12 protein-coding genes and 1 pseudogene are annotated in these 16,966 nt (G+C 32.7%); 2 read left to right on the top strand and 11 right to left on the bottom strand.

Annotation, left to right across the window (positions count from 1 at the left end; all coding sequences use genetic code 11):
• Nucleotides 1-105: 105 nt before the first annotated feature.
• A complete protein-coding gene (locus WY13_RS10630) occupies nucleotides 106-510 on the bottom strand; it encodes a hemerythrin domain-containing protein (RefSeq protein ID WP_063555636.1) in 405 nt (134 codons plus the stop codon).
• Nucleotides 511-727: 217 nt separating this feature from the next.
• Here WY13_RS10630 and WY13_RS10625 point away from each other — a divergent pair, with 217 nt between their 5' ends.
• Nucleotides 728-2,341 carry an L-lactate permease gene (locus tag WY13_RS10625; protein WP_063555635.1) on the top strand — a complete coding sequence of 538 codons (1,614 nt, stop codon included), beginning with the start codon at nucleotides 728-730 and terminating at the stop codon, nucleotides 2,339-2,341.
• A gap of 192 nt (nucleotides 2,342-2,533) precedes the next feature.
• On the opposite strand, the gene WY13_RS10620 is transcribed toward WY13_RS10625, so the two are convergent.
• Together WY13_RS10620 and WY13_RS10615 are read right to left on the bottom strand one after the other, a co-directional pair.
• Nucleotides 2,534-2,797: a YkuS family protein gene (locus tag WY13_RS10620; RefSeq protein ID WP_063555634.1), complete on the bottom strand. Its 264-nt coding sequence runs from the start codon at nucleotides 2,795-2,797 to the stop codon at nucleotides 2,534-2,536.
• A gap of 208 nt (nucleotides 2,798-3,005) precedes the next feature.
• Nucleotides 3,006-3,257 carry a DUF6429 family protein gene (locus WY13_RS10615; protein ID WP_192845025.1) on the bottom strand — a complete coding sequence of 84 codons (252 nt, stop codon included), beginning with the start codon at nucleotides 3,255-3,257 and terminating at the stop codon, nucleotides 3,006-3,008.
• A 219-nt stretch (nucleotides 3,258-3,476) separates the two neighbouring features.
• Between WY13_RS10615 and WY13_RS10610 the strand changes: the two genes are divergently transcribed.
• The gene (locus WY13_RS10610) at nucleotides 3,477-3,905 is read left to right on the top strand and encodes a DUF1097 domain-containing protein (RefSeq protein ID WP_063555632.1); all 429 of its coding nucleotides are present in this window, start codon (nucleotides 3,477-3,479) and stop codon (nucleotides 3,903-3,905) included.
• A 335-nt stretch (nucleotides 3,906-4,240) separates the two neighbouring features.
• Here the strand turns inward: WY13_RS10610 and WY13_RS10605 are convergent, their stop codons facing one another.
• The 8 genes and pseudogenes from WY13_RS10605 to WY13_RS10570 all read right to left on the bottom strand — a co-directional run bounded on the left by WY13_RS10605 (nucleotide 4,241) and on the right by WY13_RS10570 (nucleotide 16,965).
• A complete protein-coding gene (locus tag WY13_RS10605; protein WP_063555631.1) occupies nucleotides 4,241-6,571 on the bottom strand; it encodes a PEP/pyruvate-binding domain-containing protein in 2,331 nt (776 codons plus the stop codon).
• Between the two features lies 1 nt (nucleotide 6,572).
• Nucleotides 6,573-7,217, bottom strand: coding sequence for a TetR/AcrR family transcriptional regulator (locus tag WY13_RS10600; RefSeq protein ID WP_063555630.1), 645 nt, complete (start codon nucleotides 7,215-7,217; stop codon nucleotides 6,573-6,575).
• Nucleotides 7,218-7,627: 410 nt separating this feature from the next.
• Nucleotides 7,628-7,735, bottom strand: a pseudogene (locus tag WY13_RS20995) (ssDNA-binding protein); the annotation flags it as partial.
• Between the two features lie 228 nt (nucleotides 7,736-7,963).
• Complete coding sequence (locus WY13_RS10590; RefSeq protein ID WP_063555628.1) at nucleotides 7,964-8,386, bottom strand: hypothetical protein; 423 nt, start codon at nucleotides 8,384-8,386, stop codon at nucleotides 7,964-7,966.
• A 474-nt stretch (nucleotides 8,387-8,860) separates the two neighbouring features.
• Nucleotides 8,861-10,291 (bottom strand): 23S rRNA (uracil(1939)-C(5))-methyltransferase RlmD, encoded by a 1,431-nt coding sequence (rlmD, locus tag WY13_RS10585; RefSeq protein ID WP_063555627.1) that lies wholly within the window; start codon nucleotides 10,289-10,291, stop codon nucleotides 8,861-8,863.
• A gap of 237 nt (nucleotides 10,292-10,528) precedes the next feature.
• Nucleotides 10,529-12,286 (bottom strand): pyruvate kinase, encoded by a 1,758-nt coding sequence (gene pyk / locus WY13_RS10580; protein ID WP_063555626.1) that lies wholly within the window; start codon nucleotides 12,284-12,286, stop codon nucleotides 10,529-10,531.
• Between the two features lie 30 nt (nucleotides 12,287-12,316).
• The gene (gene pfkA / locus WY13_RS10575; RefSeq protein WP_063555625.1) at nucleotides 12,317-13,273 is read right to left on the bottom strand and encodes a 6-phosphofructokinase; all 957 of its coding nucleotides are present in this window, start codon (nucleotides 13,271-13,273) and stop codon (nucleotides 12,317-12,319) included.
• Between the two features lie 215 nt (nucleotides 13,274-13,488).
• Nucleotides 13,489-16,965 (bottom strand): DNA polymerase III subunit alpha, encoded by a 3,477-nt coding sequence (locus WY13_RS10570; protein ID WP_063555624.1) that lies wholly within the window; start codon nucleotides 16,963-16,965, stop codon nucleotides 13,489-13,491.
• Between the last annotated feature and the right edge of the window lies 1 nt (nucleotide 16,966).

Raw genomic sequence — 16,966 nt, 5'->3', positions numbered from 1 at the left:
CTTAGCTAAATTTTTACAAACTAAAATTTAACTAAGCTTTTAATATTTTAATCTCTTTATATACAACAATATCATCTTTCTTTAATACTATGTAAAACTTGACATTTATAGTAATGGGTATAGCTCCTTTTCTTCTCTATCTATTCTATCTGATACGACCTTAAAAATTTGTATTGTATCTTGCTTAAACCCTTCAATATTATTTCTTATCTTATTAGATGTATTATATTTTGATTTATAATTTTCATATGCTTCAGTAACTTTCTTCATTTCTTCACTATACTTTTTACCAAACGTATTCAATGCTTTATCTGGACTGTTTAAAAGATAAGGATACAAGTACTTATCTTCATTTAATAAATGTATCTTAAGTTTGCCAGTAATAGTATTTATACCTTGAACAATTTCATGTATGTTTTCATCTACAGTACAATTTTTAATATTATTCAATATATAATTAGCTAAATTCATTACTTCGGTATGCTGCCTTTTTAAACTTATTATATCCATATTCTTTCCTCCTTAGAATTGATTTATTATTAGTTTATCACTGAAAAATTATAAGTTCAGTATCATTTGTTACCACTTTTTTTAACTTATTTCAATACTTATTTACTAAGTTTTACAAATATGATTGATTTAAGTATACATTAAAAATATACTTAAAGTATACTTCTCTTAACAGAGTATATATTAAATATATAGAACTTCTAAAGGTGGTATTTATATGACATTACCAATAAACATAATGATGTGGACATTAGCACTATTTCCTATATTAATTCTTCTTGTTTTGATGATTAAATTTCAACTAGGAGCATCTAAAGCTGCTCCAATTGGACTTATCATTGCTATAATAAACAGTGTTATATTTTTTAAAGCAGGAATAGGTGTTATAGGTACTGAATTATTAAAATCTATATGGAATGCATTTACAATTATAATTATTATTTTTACCGCTATTTTAATATATGAAGTTACTAATGAAGCAAAAGCCTTTAAAGTTTTAAAGAATAGTATAAAAAAAATTGTACCAAATGAACTTCTCCGAATTATAGGAATTGGAGTTGTTTTTGCAAGTTTTCTTCAAGGAGTAACAGGCTTCGGAGTACCAGTTGCTGTTACATCACCTATTTTAATTGCTATAGGAGTAAAGCCTATATGGGCAGTAATAATACCATTGATAGGCCATTGTTGGGCTGGTACTTTTGGCACACTTGCAGTTGCCTGGCAATCTCTTATTATGCAAACAGGAATAAAAGATACAGTATTATTAAATAAAACTGCTATTTTTGCTACTAGTTTTATATGGCTTCTAAATTTCACTGCTATTACAGTAATTTGCTGGTTTTACGGTAGAAAAAAAGCTGTAAAAAAAGGCTTTTTGGCAATAGTAGTTATTTCTATTATCCAAAGTGGTGGACAACTTCTGTTTTGTCAGATAAACCAAATTCTTGCCTGCTTTATTCCTAGTTGTATTGCACTTGTTGTCTTCTTCCTATTAAGCAGAAGCAAATACTATAGAAGTGATTGGGAGATTGCAAACAGTCAAATAATGAACAGAACTTCAAACAAAAAAGAAATAACTTTAAAAGCTAAAGGAAACATGAATATTCACCAAGCTTTTATACCCTATTATATTATGACATTTATAACTTTATCAGTGCTTTTAATTCCTATAATAAATAATTTTCTAGGACAGTGGAGTATAGCACCAACCTTTAGTGAAACTAGTACTGGTTATGGTATTGTAAATCCGGCAGTGAAGTTCTATTCTCCTATAAAGCCATTTACAAATGCAGGAACATTTTTATTTATTTCAGCTGTATGTGGATTTATATATTATTTAAGAAAAGGTTATCTTCCAAACAATTCTGCTAAGACTATTTTGACAAGATCCCTAAAAAAGACACTACCTTCAAGCATAGCTGTTATGTCACTAATAATGATGTCTAGAGTTATGGAAGGTACAGGACAAACAACAGTACTTGCATTAGGTACTGCCAAAATTCTTGGTCCATATTATTCTCTAATAGGCCCTTTTATAGGACTTTTAGGCTCTTTTATGACAAGCAGTAACATGTCTTCCAATATAATTTTTGGGAATTTTCAGTTAACAACTGCAAAACTTCTAGGACTAAACACTTCGGCAATTTTAGGCGCTCATACTGCTGGTGGTGCTATAGGGACTTCAATTTCTCCTGGAAATATCGTACTAGGAACAACTACTGCAGGAATTCCTGGGAAAGAAGGAAATGTGTTAAAAAAAATACTGCCTACTGCTCTAGTATTAACATTAATTTTTGGAGTAATTCTTTATATTTCTCAAATTATATTCTAAGCATTTTTCTACTAAAAATGCTATTAATTTTGAAAAAATGTTACAAACTGTATTCGTAATTAAACTATAGACTATCATACAATGCCCATCCACACATAAAAGATAGGACTAAGGTATTTCAACTCCTTAATCCTATTATGTTTCTATGTTAGTTCCTCATATCCTACCTTCTACGAACAGAAATGCTGATATTTATTGTCTAGTAGTTTTCTGCTGAATCATATTTTTTACTTCTTCTTCTGTTAAACCGTCAGCATTAATGACAGGAACTTTTGTAGAAGTATCACTAAAACCCATCATATCTGTATTATATCCTGCTGTAACAATTGCATCTAAATTTTTGCACTTTGAAACATTATTCTCAAGATCTTCCCCTAAAATTTGCACTGAATATCCTTGAGCATTTAGATAATCTGCCATTCTGGACAATCCTTTTTCCACACCAATGTTTTTCATATGTTATCACCTCGGGTTTATTTTTCCCATTCATAGGTATCCATATACATGCTTATCATGGCTACTTTAATAGTTTTTTGCTTGATTACAACTCCCTTTTGTAACATTATCAATTGTAATAGCAATATCCTCTGTCTAAAATCGTTTTGTTTACATGATTCTCAAAATTATTTATATTCATCTTCTATTCCTCACTCTTAAATAATTGCTATTTGTCAGCTGATTTAAAATTTTTGAGGTAGCTACATATTAATTCTTCAGCTTTCCTTATGCCTTCATCTGTAAAATACACTGATTTAGATTTGTAGCCACCATCAATAAATCCTTGATCTTTTAATTCATTAAGTGTTTCAAAATCGTATCCTTTCCAACTTCTTCTACATCTATATGATTCAGAACCTTCCTCCCACGAAGTTAAATATAACAATAATAATGTAAGTTCCTTAATTTCCTCATCCATCATTAACACATCCTATTCTTTTATTTACTTTATATTTATCATCAATTCTTGTTAAAATGGTATATCATCAGTTGAATTAGTATTTTCTACTAATTCGTTTACAGCATTATATCGCTATTTGCCACCGTTGAATATTTTGTATAATTATATCATAAGGAGGTATCCATTGTAATATACGTTTACAAAAAGTATTATTTAATTTATTAAGGAGGACTTATTATGGATTATTTAACTTCTGTAGCTATTACAATTGCTATACTTGCAGGACTTTGGGCAGGTATAGGTCTTAATTTTGGTTTAATTATTTGGATTGGTTTTATTTCTTGGGCATGCTATTTTGCTTCAGGTGCAAAGGTTGAAGGATTAACTAAAACTTTAGTTGCTAACTTAGTTGGTGCATTATGGGCTTTTATCGCAATCCAAGGCTTTACTTTACTTAATAAGCAAGGATTATCACTTCCTGTAGCAGTAGGTATTGCAGTTGGAATTGTTTGTTTCATAATGGTTTTAGAGGCTCGTATCGACATACTTTCCTTCATACCGGGTGCATTCGCTGGTGCTGGATCACAGCTTTTTATTGTAAGAATACAAATCCACGGTACAAAAGCACCGTGGAATAAATCCGTTGGAATATTAGGTAGGTGGTAATCTACATCTCCTATCGCATTTCTGCATGGTGGCGGCTACCTGTTCCGCCCTCTGATATTCCTATGTAATATTATTCTATGTAATTATATGTTTATTGTAGAGTAAAATTTATATTTTTACAACATCTTTTTTAACTTTCATATTTAATAAGGCTATGATTTATTTGTGATTATGTTCCAAATAAATAAAAAATAATGTTCTAGCAAATAACATACAAAATCCAGAAGCTCTAACAGCTACAAGTCATGATCATTATTTTCAGTAACAAATACTTTTTATAATCTGTAAAAAACAAACCTGATTAATCATTACCATTTAAATTTATATATCAAAGCTTAACTTTTTTTCGTAACAACACCAATACTGCCGTTAACAATTACAAAATCGCCTGTTTTAAGTTCCGTAGTTGCAATTCCACATCCTACAACTGCTGGAATGCCCAGTTCACGTGCCACAATAGCGGCATGGGATAGTGGTGCACCAAGATCGGTAATAATCGCAGTCGCTTTTGGAAACAAAGGTGTCCAGCCAATGTTTGTCATAGTTGTTACGAGTATTTCTCCATTTTGAAAATCTTCTGCTTCCTCAAAGCTGTGCAAAATACGAACTCTCCCTTCAACTATGCCTGAGGCACCTGCAAAACCTTTAATTGTATTTTCGTCCTTTACCGGTGTCCTAGCATTAGGATCATAATAGTCCTGCCTTCTATCCTTAGAATTGATCCATTCCTTTGGATTAAACCTTCCCCTAATTAACTGTGGAAAAACTGGCATCTTTTGGTATTCTTCAAAATTTTTACGCCTCATGGGTAGCTTAACAAGCATCTCAGTGTTCCCCTGCAGGAATTTTGGAACTTCAAAGCAGTACATCATAAATATGTCATTGCCAATCCCTGTAACTGATCCGATTTTCAGAAGCAAATGCCTCATGACTCTAAAAACTTTCACAAACTCATTTCTCAGTGATTCACGGGTATGTGCATCATTAGAAACCTTTTTAAGCTTTTTCTCAAGCCATTCCTGTTTACCAGGAAATTTTTGTATAAAAAGCTTTTTTCCCCTAATAAATTCACTTTGTTGCTTTTTCATTAGCTCTGTGGCACTTATGTTTACGTTCTTAAATTCTTTAATTTGCTTTTCAATAAAGGATGGATCATCTGCAGGATATCCATAATAAACCTCAAACTCATGGGGGCTTCTGTGGCCGTAAAGTTCCAGATATTTTTCAGGAGTTAAGCTGCCACACATCACTTGCTCTATTGCCAGAAGCGGCTTCATGCTTACAAGACTTTGTTCACCACTGAAATTAGAACATAACAGATTGGCTAATTCTTCCCCTGTCATCTTAACAAGCTTTCTTCTGAGGGTTGTTAGTGTTGCACTTCCTGCTCCACCAAACCATATATACCATAATGCAGACAAAAAGGGCCTTACATCAGATATCCAGAGCCTTAATAATTCCTCCTTGGTGTTTGCAGCTTCTATCCTTTCAAGAGTTTCCACATACCACACAGGTGTATGCTCCAAGTAGTAAGCCTTTTGTTTTTTTGAATCCCACATCCTTTTTATGCTCTTTTTGGATCTCTGGAACATCTCCTTGATTAATTGAGCCGTTCCAAAGGGATAAACAGGTACTTCGATGTTCTCAGGGATGTGACCAAACACATCACCTATAAACTCTTTTGACTTTTCAACATTAAATCCAAGTACCCTTAAGGCAGAAATCATAACACTGATATTTGAATAGGTTCTCCCACAAATATTGCCAAACATGAAATACCCGGGCACTTTCTGGCACTCCAAATCCATCTCATGCAGCAAGCTCCAGGTAAACGGACTCATTACATCAGGTACAGCCTCTCCTACATTATTACTGCTCCATAATGCATCTGTGTCAAGGCTTTGATTTATCTCATAGGTATCATAATCAATGGTTTGAAGAGTTGTAATTGGACGCGCCTGCACAATGTAAAGCCTTCCGTCATCCACAACCCATTCAATATCAAGCATGCATCCAAAAATCTCCTCTGCCTTCAATATTGCTTTATACAAGGCCTTAGCATGGGCTACCAAGGATTTATCACCATTATATTTTCCACCAATTCTTGAAATACTAAAAGGATAAGCGTTTTTCTCCCCTGAAACAAGCTGCTCCCCTGCACCAAAAACAAAGTTTCCTGCCATATTTGCATGGCTTCCGGTAATTGGGTTCGCAGAAAAAACCACCCCTGCCGTCTTTGCATTTATCATACTTTGAACTACAACTGCAATTTTGTGAGCATCATCAATTCCATGAATCTTGCTATATTCGCTCACACGTTCAGACTTTGCCGAAGCTGCAACCGTTCTTATTGCAGAAAATACATCAACCCTTGCAACATCCAATACCGATTCAAACTCCCCTGCAAATGAGGTTTTTGCGCTGTCCTCTGAAAGAGCGGATGATCGAACTGCAAAAGTGCTGTCAGAAAGCATTTCAAGACACTTTCCAATATCTGAGTGTGCTTCTACCTTCAACTCATTATTCTCAAAAGCTGTAGATAAAATGACAAATCCGTTTGGAACATTAATTCTTGCATTGTACATCTTGCAAAGTGAACTACCCTTTCCCCCTGCAAACCCAATAGCTTCATTTGTAATGTCACTAAAACTATAAGCGAATTTCATACTATTCGCCCTCCTTATAAAATGCTGCACGCAGCATCGTTATATACTCATTAATGTCCTTTATATATCTCTTATATTCCTTACGGTAATCTTCAGTGCGTTTTTCAGGTGAAGCCTGAGCTTCGCTATAGCCTCTAAAGGTGTATATAATAATGTTAACTGCTTTATGTGTATCAATGTTCTCCTTAAAAAGAGATAGATCAATGTCTTTAAATATCTCCTTCTGAGCATCAGAATACAATTGATTTGTGTACTTACTAATTTTTGTAGCCACTGTAGGATCTTTTTCATAAAATGCTGATGCCACAAAATCAAAGATAGCAGGATATTTATTGGTCAGCTCTATCTTCAATAGAAACATTTTCCGAAGTCTTTCTAAAATATCCTTTTCCTTTATATTAATTTGTCCATAGAAATCCTGCATTATTGTTGTGTTAGCATATTCAAATAAAAATATATACAAATCCTTTTTCGTTCCAAAATAATGAAAAAGCAGACCTTTTGATATTTCTGCCTCTGAGATTATCTCATCAGTAGTGGTTTTCTTGTAGCCGCTCTTAGCAAACTTGCTCATGGCCACAGTAAACAATGTATCACGCTTCATAGCGTCCATTGTAAATATCTTGTGTTTTGTCAATTCTTCCACTTAAAAATCCTCCTTTCAACCGTATTGACTAATTTAGTCAATTATATTGTAGTCTTATTGACTAGATTAGTCAATAAACTCTATGAAATATTTTTAAGCCGTCAGCAATATACACTATTCATGCTGAACTAACACGTGTATTCACATGTCCTTTTATATAGTTTCTAATGGCTTGTAATCTTTTTCACTTAATTTGAAACCCAGTCATTCCAATGTCCTCAAGGCATTATTTTGTAGAAAAAAGTTGAGTTTCCTCTATAATAAAAAAACAGTCATAGTGAATTTTATAGTTCACTCCTTCTGGCTCTCCTTAAATCCTTTATTCAATTACAACTTCAACCTCAGTAACATCAAGCAAGGTTACAATAATCTTGTTTCCTTCAAATATAGTCATCTTTTCAATTATTTTAAAGAATAAATCCATATTTTGCATCCCCACCATTGATACTCTTTGCTTCCCATACATTTGCATAACTAAATCTTCCTACACCGGTTATTACCTTTGCTAAATTCGACATCATAGGGTCTTCTAATATTTTTGAATCAAAGTCCCCTAAATATGCTTCCATAATTTCTTCAATATCACCTTTAGAAAGAACTGGCAGACCATTACTTTTTCTCTTAACTTCAATGTGCACTTGTCCACAATAATATCCATAATCATAATATTTTCTTGGAACAAATTCATAATTTATCATTTTTGTATTTGTTAACTTTATTACTTCAGGTATACGTTTCTTCAATAATCAATTATCTTGATAAATATAATAACCGTATTGAGAATTTCCAACTATATTACCTTTTCTATCAATAAAAATCCCTAAGTTATAATGAATGTTCCAATCTTGCATAAATCTAAAACGTAGTTTACGTTTAAAAATATAATCTTGTAAATAATCACAATTTAAAATCGTTTTCTCAGCTTTAGCATATTTATCTTCAAATAATTTTGTTTTAAGACGAACATTCTCCATTGAAAAATTTTTATTCTCAGTAATATTTAGTGGAATTTTATATTTTTTAAAATATTTTAAAGCTTCCCAACAGAATAGTGATAAAAAAGCATTAAATTCCATAGCAATAATTGGATTTTCATATGATATAGTTTTCAAACTCAATAATGTTTGGCAATCATAATTAAGTAATAATGAATACTTGTGTTTTTTCATAACAATTATTTTTAACCTTTCGTAATAATTTATTATAGTTACCTGCTGTGTTAGTTAAATTTTGAAACCATTGAAAAGAACTACTTAAATTTAAAAAATCAGAAAATTCTGCTCTAGGAAAACAACTATTTTCAATACAATGAATCAATTAGAGCAACACGTTAGATTATTTTTTATAAAGTGCTATAACAGTATTTAATTTATCTTTCTGATTTAAGGGCTGCATATTTACATAAAAATATTTGTATAATATAAATAATAGTACATATTACGTTCTACTTTTTAAAATTTTTAATGTTTCTTTTCATACATTTTTTGATAGTAAATTCTTTTAAAAGTAAATTTTTTTTAATACTAAAACAAAAAGAAGCTAATTTTTAACTTCTTTTCATTCTTAACTTACTGTTTCCTACCTCAGTATCACCAAGCATATACAGTTTTTACCATTCGATAGCCCCAGCTATACCAGTACCTCTAACTGTCTTTCCTTTTAAGCTTAGCCACAGTCTCCACGTGGGCAGTTTGTGCAAACATATCCACAGGCTGCACTTCCTTAGTCATGTATCCAAGCTCCCTCAAGACTGCTAAATCCCTAGCAAGAGTTGCAGGATCACAGGACACATAAACCACAGTCCTTGGTGCCATATCTGAAATTGCCTTAAGAAGCCCCATATCACATCCCTTTCTTGGTGGATCAACCACTACCACATCAGCCTTTATTCCTTTGCTTATGAGTTCTGGTATCACTATCTCAGACTTTCCCATTATAAACTCTACATTATTTACCCCATTCTCTTCAGCATTTATTCTTGCATTTTTTATGGCTTCATCTATTATTTCCACACCATATACCTTTTTTGCCTTTTGAGATAAAAATAAAGATATAGTTCCTGTACCACAATAAGCATCAAACACAACTTCATTCCCGCTTAAACCTGCATATTCCAATGCTTTACTGTAAAGCACTTCCGTTTGAATAGGATTTACCTGAAAAAACGAAAGAGGGGATATGTTAAATTTAAAATTACCTATAGCATCCCTTATAGTATCCTGTCCCCATAGATTTACACATTTTTTGCCTAATATAACATTCGTTTTATTATTATTTATATTATGTACTATGCTCTTTATTCCAGGTACGTTCTTACACATAAGTTCTACAAGTTCTTTTTTATGAGGCAAGTTTTCAGTAAAGGTTACAATTACCAGCATAACTTCACCTGTAGCAAATCCTTTTCTAGTTATTATATGTTTTATAGTACCCCTGCCTATTTTTTCATCATAAGGCTCTACATTATACTTTTCAATCCAATCTCTAATGAGTTTCACTATTTTATCCGAAGTTTCGTTCTGAATAAGACAGCTTTCCATATCTATTATTTCATGACTTGCCTTTGCATAAAATCCTATATTTATTTTTTTATTACATTTACCTACTGGCAATTGTACTTTATTTCTATATCTATAGGGATTTGTCATACCTAGAGTGTTATACAATTTTACTGAAGTATCTTCGCTGTTTTTCTCTAAAACATTATCTCTAAATATTTTATCCTCTTCCTCTACTTCAAATTTTCCTATTCTCTCTAAACAATCTTTTACTCTCTTTTTTTTGAAATCAAGTTGCCCTTCATAGGACATATGCTGAAGCTGGCATCCACCGCATCTTTTATATATACTGCAGAGAGGATTTACTCTATAAGGAGATGGTTCAAGTACCTCTACCAATTTTCCAAAAGCAAAATTTTTATTTACCTTTATGACTTTTACCTTTACCTTCTCTCCCTGAATAGCTCCCTGTATAAAAATTGTAAACCCATCTACCTTTCCAACTCCTTCTCCCTGGTATCCCATGCCATCTATTTCAATTATATATTCCTTATTTTTTTCTATTTTTTCACTCATACATTCACCTACTTAAACAAAATCTAGAACTAATCCAATTTGTCATTCAAAATTTCCATAAGTACAGTATACAATTAAAAAAGCACTTTGTACAAAAAAAATTGCACCCGCAAAGGTGCAAAAAATAGAATCAGTTGTCTTACTTTCTCTGTTATATAATTTTAGCCACATATTGTTATATTATACATTAAAGTTATGTTAAATTTCAATAAATATTTGATATATTCAAAAATATAACTACATTATATTTACTCTGCCATTATATACTATTCCTCTTATAACGTCCATAGTAATAAATGTACCTGTCTTTAATATTTCAGTAGCACCTCCTGCATTGCAAATAATAGGTATTTCTCTTGTAAGGCATTCAATAGCAAGGTGAGAAGTTAATCCACCTTTTTCTGCTATGATTCCTGCCACTCTATCCAAAATATTAATATATCCTTTATCCAAATCTTTAACTACTAGAATATCGTCCTTTTCAACTACTTCATCTGCTTCTTTCGGACTACTTACTATCTTTGCAGTTCCATAACCTGGTCTAGTCCCTGAACCTCTTCCCTGAGCTAGTATATCTCCTACTATATGAACTTTAAGCATATTGGTAGTTCCAGAATAGCTTACAGGTATGCCTGCTGCTATGATTACCAGGTCTCCTTTTTTTACATATCCACTTTTCAAAGCTATTTCAACAGAATTGTCTATCATTTCATCTGTAGATTCTACCTTTTTAGCAAGTATTGGAAAAACGCCCCAATTTAAAGCAAGCCCCCTGGCTACTTTACCACTTGGAGTTACAGCTATAACATGACATCCTGGTCTGTATTTTGAAACCATTCTAGCAGTATTACCACTTTGAGTAGCCGTTATTATAGCAGAAGCTTTTAATTCTGAAGCTGTAGAACATGCAGCAAGACTTATAGCATTTGGTACATTCTGTATATGCGCTTCTCTCTTTTTCTCAAGCAAAGAATCATAATTAATTTGCTCCTCTGCTCTCTTAGCTATCCTTGCCATAGTTTTAGCAGCTTCCACAGGATATTTTCCATTAGCAGATTCTCCACTTAGCATTATAGCATCTGTACCATCAAATATAGCATTAGCTATATCAGAAGCTTCTGCTCTTGTTGGTCTAGGATTTCTTATCATAGAATCAAGCATCTGTGTAGCAGTTATAACAGGTTTTCCTGCCTTATTACATTTTTCTATTATAAATTTCTGAATCATTGGTACTTTTTCTATAGGAATTTCTACTCCCATATCTCCCCTTGCTACCATTACCCCATCAGAAAACTTTATTATTTCATCTATGTTGTCAACACCTTCTTGACTCTCTATTTTAGAAAATATCTGTATATCTTGTCCTCCATTTGCTTCAAGTACTTTCCTTATAGCCATAACATCAGCTGCTTTTCTTATAAAGGATGCTGCTACCATATCTATTTCCATATAACATCCAAATTTCAAATCATCTTTATCTTTTTCAGTTATGGCAGGTATGGATATAGAAACCCCAGGTACATTCACACCCTTATGATTGGCAACTGCCCCACTATTTTTAACTGTACAATTTATTTTATTTGCTTCAACACTTTCAACTTCAAGGCCAACTAGACCATCATCGATAAGTATGCTGTCGCCCTTTTTTACATCATTACTCAATTCAGCATAAGTTATGGAACATTTAGTCTCATCACCTAAAATATCTTCTCCACAATAAACAACGAACTGCTGCCCTTCTTGCAATTCCACCTTATCTTCCTTAAAATTACCTGTTCTTATTTCAGGTCCCTTTGTATCAAGCATTATTGCTATTGGCTTATTGTATTTTTCTCTAAGTTTTTTTACCATATTTATTCTCTTCTCATGTTCTTCATGATCTCCGTGAGAAAAATTATGTCTTGATACGTTCATTCCAGCCTCAATAAGTTCTGACAAAACTTCTTCTGAACCACTTGCGGGGCCAATGGTGAAAATCATCTTTGTTTTTTGCACAGTAACACACTCCTTAATAGAAAATATTATTTACGCTAGCGCATAAGCTATCTCATACAGCTTTTCATCAAACCTTCTTGGCTCACTTAGTGCCTCATCTATATCCAAATCAACAACCTTTCCATTTTTAATTCCAACAACTCTAGAAGATTTTCCTTGTTCTAACAATTCGACAGCTCTATATCCAAATCTTGAAGCTAAAATTCTATCTGAACAAGTAGGACTTCCTCCTCTTTGAATATGTCCAAGTTTTGTAGCTCGAGTTTCTATACCGGTAATATTCTCAACCTTCTCAGCTAAAGCTTCAGCTCCACCAATACCTTCTGCAAGTAATATTAAATTGTGCATTTTTCCTTTCATCTTTGCTTCTAATATACTTCTGCACAATTCTTGTTCATCATATCCTTTTTCAGGTAAAATTATATTTTCAGCTCCACCTGCAAGTCCAGAATAAAGAGCTATATCTCCACAATTTCTTCCCATAACCTCTACAATACTTACTCTTTCATGGGAAGTAGAAGTATCTCTTAACTTATTTATAGCATCTAAAACGGTATTTACTGCTGTATCAAATCCTATAGTAAAATCTGTATATGCCAGATCATTATCTATAGTTCCTGGTAATCCTATCGTAGCTATTCCTAATTTAGATAATTCATGTGCTCCCCTAAAAGATCCATCTCCACCTATAACTACTAATCCATCTATTCTAAATGTTTTTAATATATTTACTGCTCTTTCTCTTCCCTCTTCTGTTTTAAATTCCTTAGATCTAGCGGTCTTTAATATAGTTCCTCCTCTTTGTATAATGTCTGCAACACTACTCCTCTGCATGGGTACTATTTCGCCATTCATTAATCCACTATACCCTCTTTTAATTCCCATTACGTTTAAATTTTTATCTAGAGCTGTCCTTACTACTGCCCTTATAGCAGCATTCATTCCAGGAGCATCTCCTCCACTTGTTAACACAGCTATTGTTTTCATACGCACACCCCCTATGACCGCAGGGACTATTTATGTCCCTCTTTAGTTAAAACCAATTTAATTTACTACAATTACAATCATAATTATAACATACAATTATGTACTTTTCACCACATTATGAACTTTATTCAAATAAAATTCTAACAACCAAAATATTATAAGAATCTCTTTCTTCTAGTATTTTGGTTGTTTTCTCACAAAAATATACTTCTTATCTATATAATTTTTACATTATTATCTCCAAAGCTTTTTCTTAGAAAAGACATAAGTTCCAAATCAGATTTTATCCATAATTCCCTATCCAACCTAAACTTTTTTCTTTCTTTTTTTGTACACAAATATACGGGAATATTTCCTTTAAAGTTTACAAATACCGGTCTAATTCTCTCTAAAGCTTCCTTTAAAATATCTTGATCCTCAATCAAAATATAAAGTTTTTCCGTATCTATTCTCACCAGAGGCTCTATAACTTCACAGAGAAGCTTAGGCTGTTCATCTTCCCTTACACTTACTCTGCCCTTTACTATAATCATATAATCATCTTCAATTAGGCTCTTAACTCTCTGAAACACTTTGGGAAATACTATTATCTCCATAAGTCCATAGAGATCTTCTAACTTTGCAAAAGCCATCATATCATTATTTTTAGTAATCTTTTTAGATACTTCGGAAAGTATACCACCAACTATAACTCTATCTCCGTCTTTTACTTTAGCTTCCTCTACAAAATTATCTTCCAAAGTCTTCCTACCTACTATGTCAGATATTTTAGTATCTGTTTGTAATTCTAATGTTCTTACATATTCATCCAGTGGATGTCCTGAAAGGTATAATCCTGTCATCTCCTTTTCCATAGCCAGCATATCTAGCTTTTTAAATTCTTCTATAGAAGGATACTTTATTCTTACACTGCTATCTTCAATTTGAGAGAATAAACTCACCTGTCCTTCTATATTCTTTTTTCTAGAATTTGTAACGCTGTCAATTACTTTTTCATGTACTGCTATAAGTTGAGACCTCAGCACGCCAAAACAGTCAAAGGCACCTGCTTTAATTAAGCTCTCTACTACTCTTTTATTTATGGAATTTAAATCTATACTATTACAAAAATCCACCAGGTCTTTAAACTTACCATGTTTTAACCTTGATCTGACTATGCTATCTATTACATTTTCACCTACATTTTTTATAGCAGATAATCCAAATCTTATATTTCCATCTTCTACTGTAAACTTTGTGCAGCTTTCATTAATACTTGGAGGCATTATTTCTATTCCAATACTTTTGGCAAACCTTATATAATAGGCTACTTTTTCACTGTCTCCTTTTACACTATTTAACATAGCTGCTGTAAACTCAGTAGGATAATAATACATTAAATACGCCGTTCTAAATGCCACTACAGCATATGCTGCAGCATGGGATTTGTTAAATGCGTAGGATGCAAAATCCATCATAGAATCAAATATGTCATTGGCTATTTTTTCAGATATACCATTTCGCACGCAGCCTGGTACCTGGATTTCTCCATTTTCATCTACAATTCCATATACAAAATTATGGCGCTCTTCTTCCATAACATGATGCTTCTTTTTTGACATAGCACGTCTTACCAAATCACTTCGACCCATGGAATATCCTGCTAAATCCCTTACAATTTGCATTACTTGTTCCTGGTATACCATACACCCATAAGTAACAGAAAGAATGTGCTCAAGCTGAGGGGTTACATATTCTATCCCCTCAGGATTATTTTTGTTTTTAATATATTTAGGTATTTCTGACATAGGCCCTGGTCTATACAGACTGATACCTGCTATTATATCCTCCAAAGAATCTGGTTTTAGTTCCTTCATAAAAGAACTAAAACCAGGTGACTCAAGCTGAAATACCCCTACAGTTTTTCCTTCACCTATCATATTGTAAACAGCTTTATCATCATAATCTATAGTATCTAAGTCAATTTCTATACCCTTATCCTCTTTAATCATTTCAACAGCATCTCTTAAAACAGTCAACGTACGCAATCCTAAAAAGTCCATTTTGAGAAGCCCTAGTTCCTCCAGAGTGTTCATAGTAAATTGTGTAACTATATTATCTTCATTTTTTTGAAGTGGCACATAATTTACAAGAGGTTCTGAAGCTATAACAACTCCTGCCGCATGGGTGGAGGTATGCCTTGGAAGTCCTTCAAGTGCTCTAGCAATATCTAGAAGTTCCTTAGTTCTTGACTCACTGTCATAAGCTTCTTTAAACTCAGGATTCATATCAAGTGCTTTATCTATAGTTATATTTGGAATTGAAGGTATCATTTTGGCTATTCTATCTACTTCCCCATAACTGTAATTCATCGCTCTACCTACATCTCTTATACACATCTTGGCTGCCATGGTTCCAAAAGTTATAATTTGAGATACACTGTTTTTACCATATTTTTCTACAACATAATCTATTACTTCTCCACGTCTTTCATAGCAAAAATCACTGTCAATATCCGGCATAGAAACTCTTTCAGGATTTAAGAAACGTTCAAATATAAGCTTATATTTTATAGGATCTATTTTAGTTATTTCAAGTGTATAGGCAACTATAGAACCTGCCCCACTTCCTCGTCCAGGTCCTGTCATTATCCCATTTTTTCTCGCAAATCTTATAAAATCCCATACTATAAGAAAATAGTCAACATAACCCATTTTCTTTATTATGCCTAGCTCATATTCCAGCCTACTTTTCAATTCATCTGTTACATCACTATATCTTTTATAAAGTCCTTTATAGCATAAATCCTTCATGTACTCATAAGGATCTGTATCTTCCGGTAGGGGAAATTTAGGAAGCTTTGATTTATGAAACTCATAATCGAAATTACACTGATCTGCTATTTTAATCGTATTCTCTAGAGACTCTGGAACATTGGAAAACATGTCATACATTTCATCTGGTGATTTTAGATAAAATTCATCCGAAGGATATCTCATTCTATTTTCTTCATCTACAGTTTTGCCAGTTTGTATGCAAAGCAAAATATCATGAGCCCTGTAATCTTCTTTTTTTATATAATGTACATCATTTGTAGCAACCAGAGGTATATTTAATTTTTTAGACATAGAAATCAACTGTTCATTTATCTTGAGCTGATCTGCTATTCCATGATATTGAATTTCCAAATAAAAACCATCTTTAAAAGTATTTTTATAAAACAAAGCTGTCTCTTCAGCTTTATCTATATTTCCTTTTAATATATTGGATTGAACTTCACCACTCATACAGGCACTTAGTGCTATTAACCCTTCACTGTGATTTTTCAAATAATCATGGTCTACTCTTGGCTTATAGTAAAATCCTTTTATAGAAGCTGTGGATACTATTTTCATTAAATTATGATATCCTTCTTCATTTTTCACTAAAAGTACCAGATGATAGTTTTCATTTTTTCCGTTATTTTGCTTTATAGTCATATCTCCCTGAGATACATATATCTCACAACCTATTATAGGCTTGATTCCCTGTGCCCTTGCTTCTTTATAAAATTCTACACATCCGTACATAACACCATGGTCTGTTATTGCCATGCTATCCATTCCCAGTTCTTTTGCCCTGGCTATAAGTTCTGGAATTTTAGCTGAAGAATCCAGGAGGGAATATTCCGTATGTTGATGTAAGCTAACCCATCTATGTTTTCCTTTGTCCATT

This window comes from Clostridium ljungdahlii (genome assembly GCF_001636845.1).
GTDB classification, from domain to species: Bacteria; Bacillota; Clostridia; order Clostridiales; family Clostridiaceae; genus Clostridium_B; species Clostridium_B ljungdahlii_A.
Note: the sequence above shows the minus strand (reverse complement) of the source record. Positions and strands in the feature narration are given on the sequence as shown.

Excerpts from the sequence above, each read along its gene's own strand:
- WY13_RS10630 (WP_063555636.1), bottom strand. The coding sequence starts at position 510 with ATGGATATAATAAGTTTAAAAAGGCAGCATACCGAAGTAATGAATTTA.
- WY13_RS10625 (WP_063555635.1), top strand. The coding sequence starts at position 728 with ATGACATTACCAATAAACATAATGATGTGGACATTAGCACTATTTCCT.
- WY13_RS10620 (WP_063555634.1), bottom strand. The coding sequence starts at position 2,797 with ATGAAAAACATTGGTGTGGAAAAAGGATTGTCCAGAATGGCAGATTAT.
- WY13_RS10615 (WP_192845025.1), bottom strand. The coding sequence starts at position 3,257 with ATGGATGAGGAAATTAAGGAACTTACATTATTATTGTTATATTTAACT.
- WY13_RS10610 (WP_063555632.1), top strand. The coding sequence starts at position 3,477 with ATGGATTATTTAACTTCTGTAGCTATTACAATTGCTATACTTGCAGGA.
- WY13_RS10605 (WP_063555631.1), bottom strand. The coding sequence starts at position 6,571 with ATGAAATTCGCTTATAGTTTTAGTGACATTACAAATGAAGCTATTGGG.
- WY13_RS10590 (WP_063555628.1), bottom strand. The coding sequence starts at position 8,386 with ATGAAAAAACACAAGTATTCATTATTACTTAATTATGATTGCCAAACA.
- rlmD (WP_063555627.1), bottom strand. The coding sequence starts at position 10,291 with ATGAGTGAAAAAATAGAAAAAAATAAGGAATATATAATTGAAATAGAT.
- pfkA (WP_063555625.1), bottom strand. The coding sequence starts at position 13,273 with ATGAAAACAATAGCTGTGTTAACAAGTGGAGGAGATGCTCCTGGAATG.
- WY13_RS10570 (WP_063555624.1), bottom strand. The coding sequence starts at position 16,965 with ATGGACAAAGGAAAACATAGATGGGTTAGCTTACATCAACATACGGAA.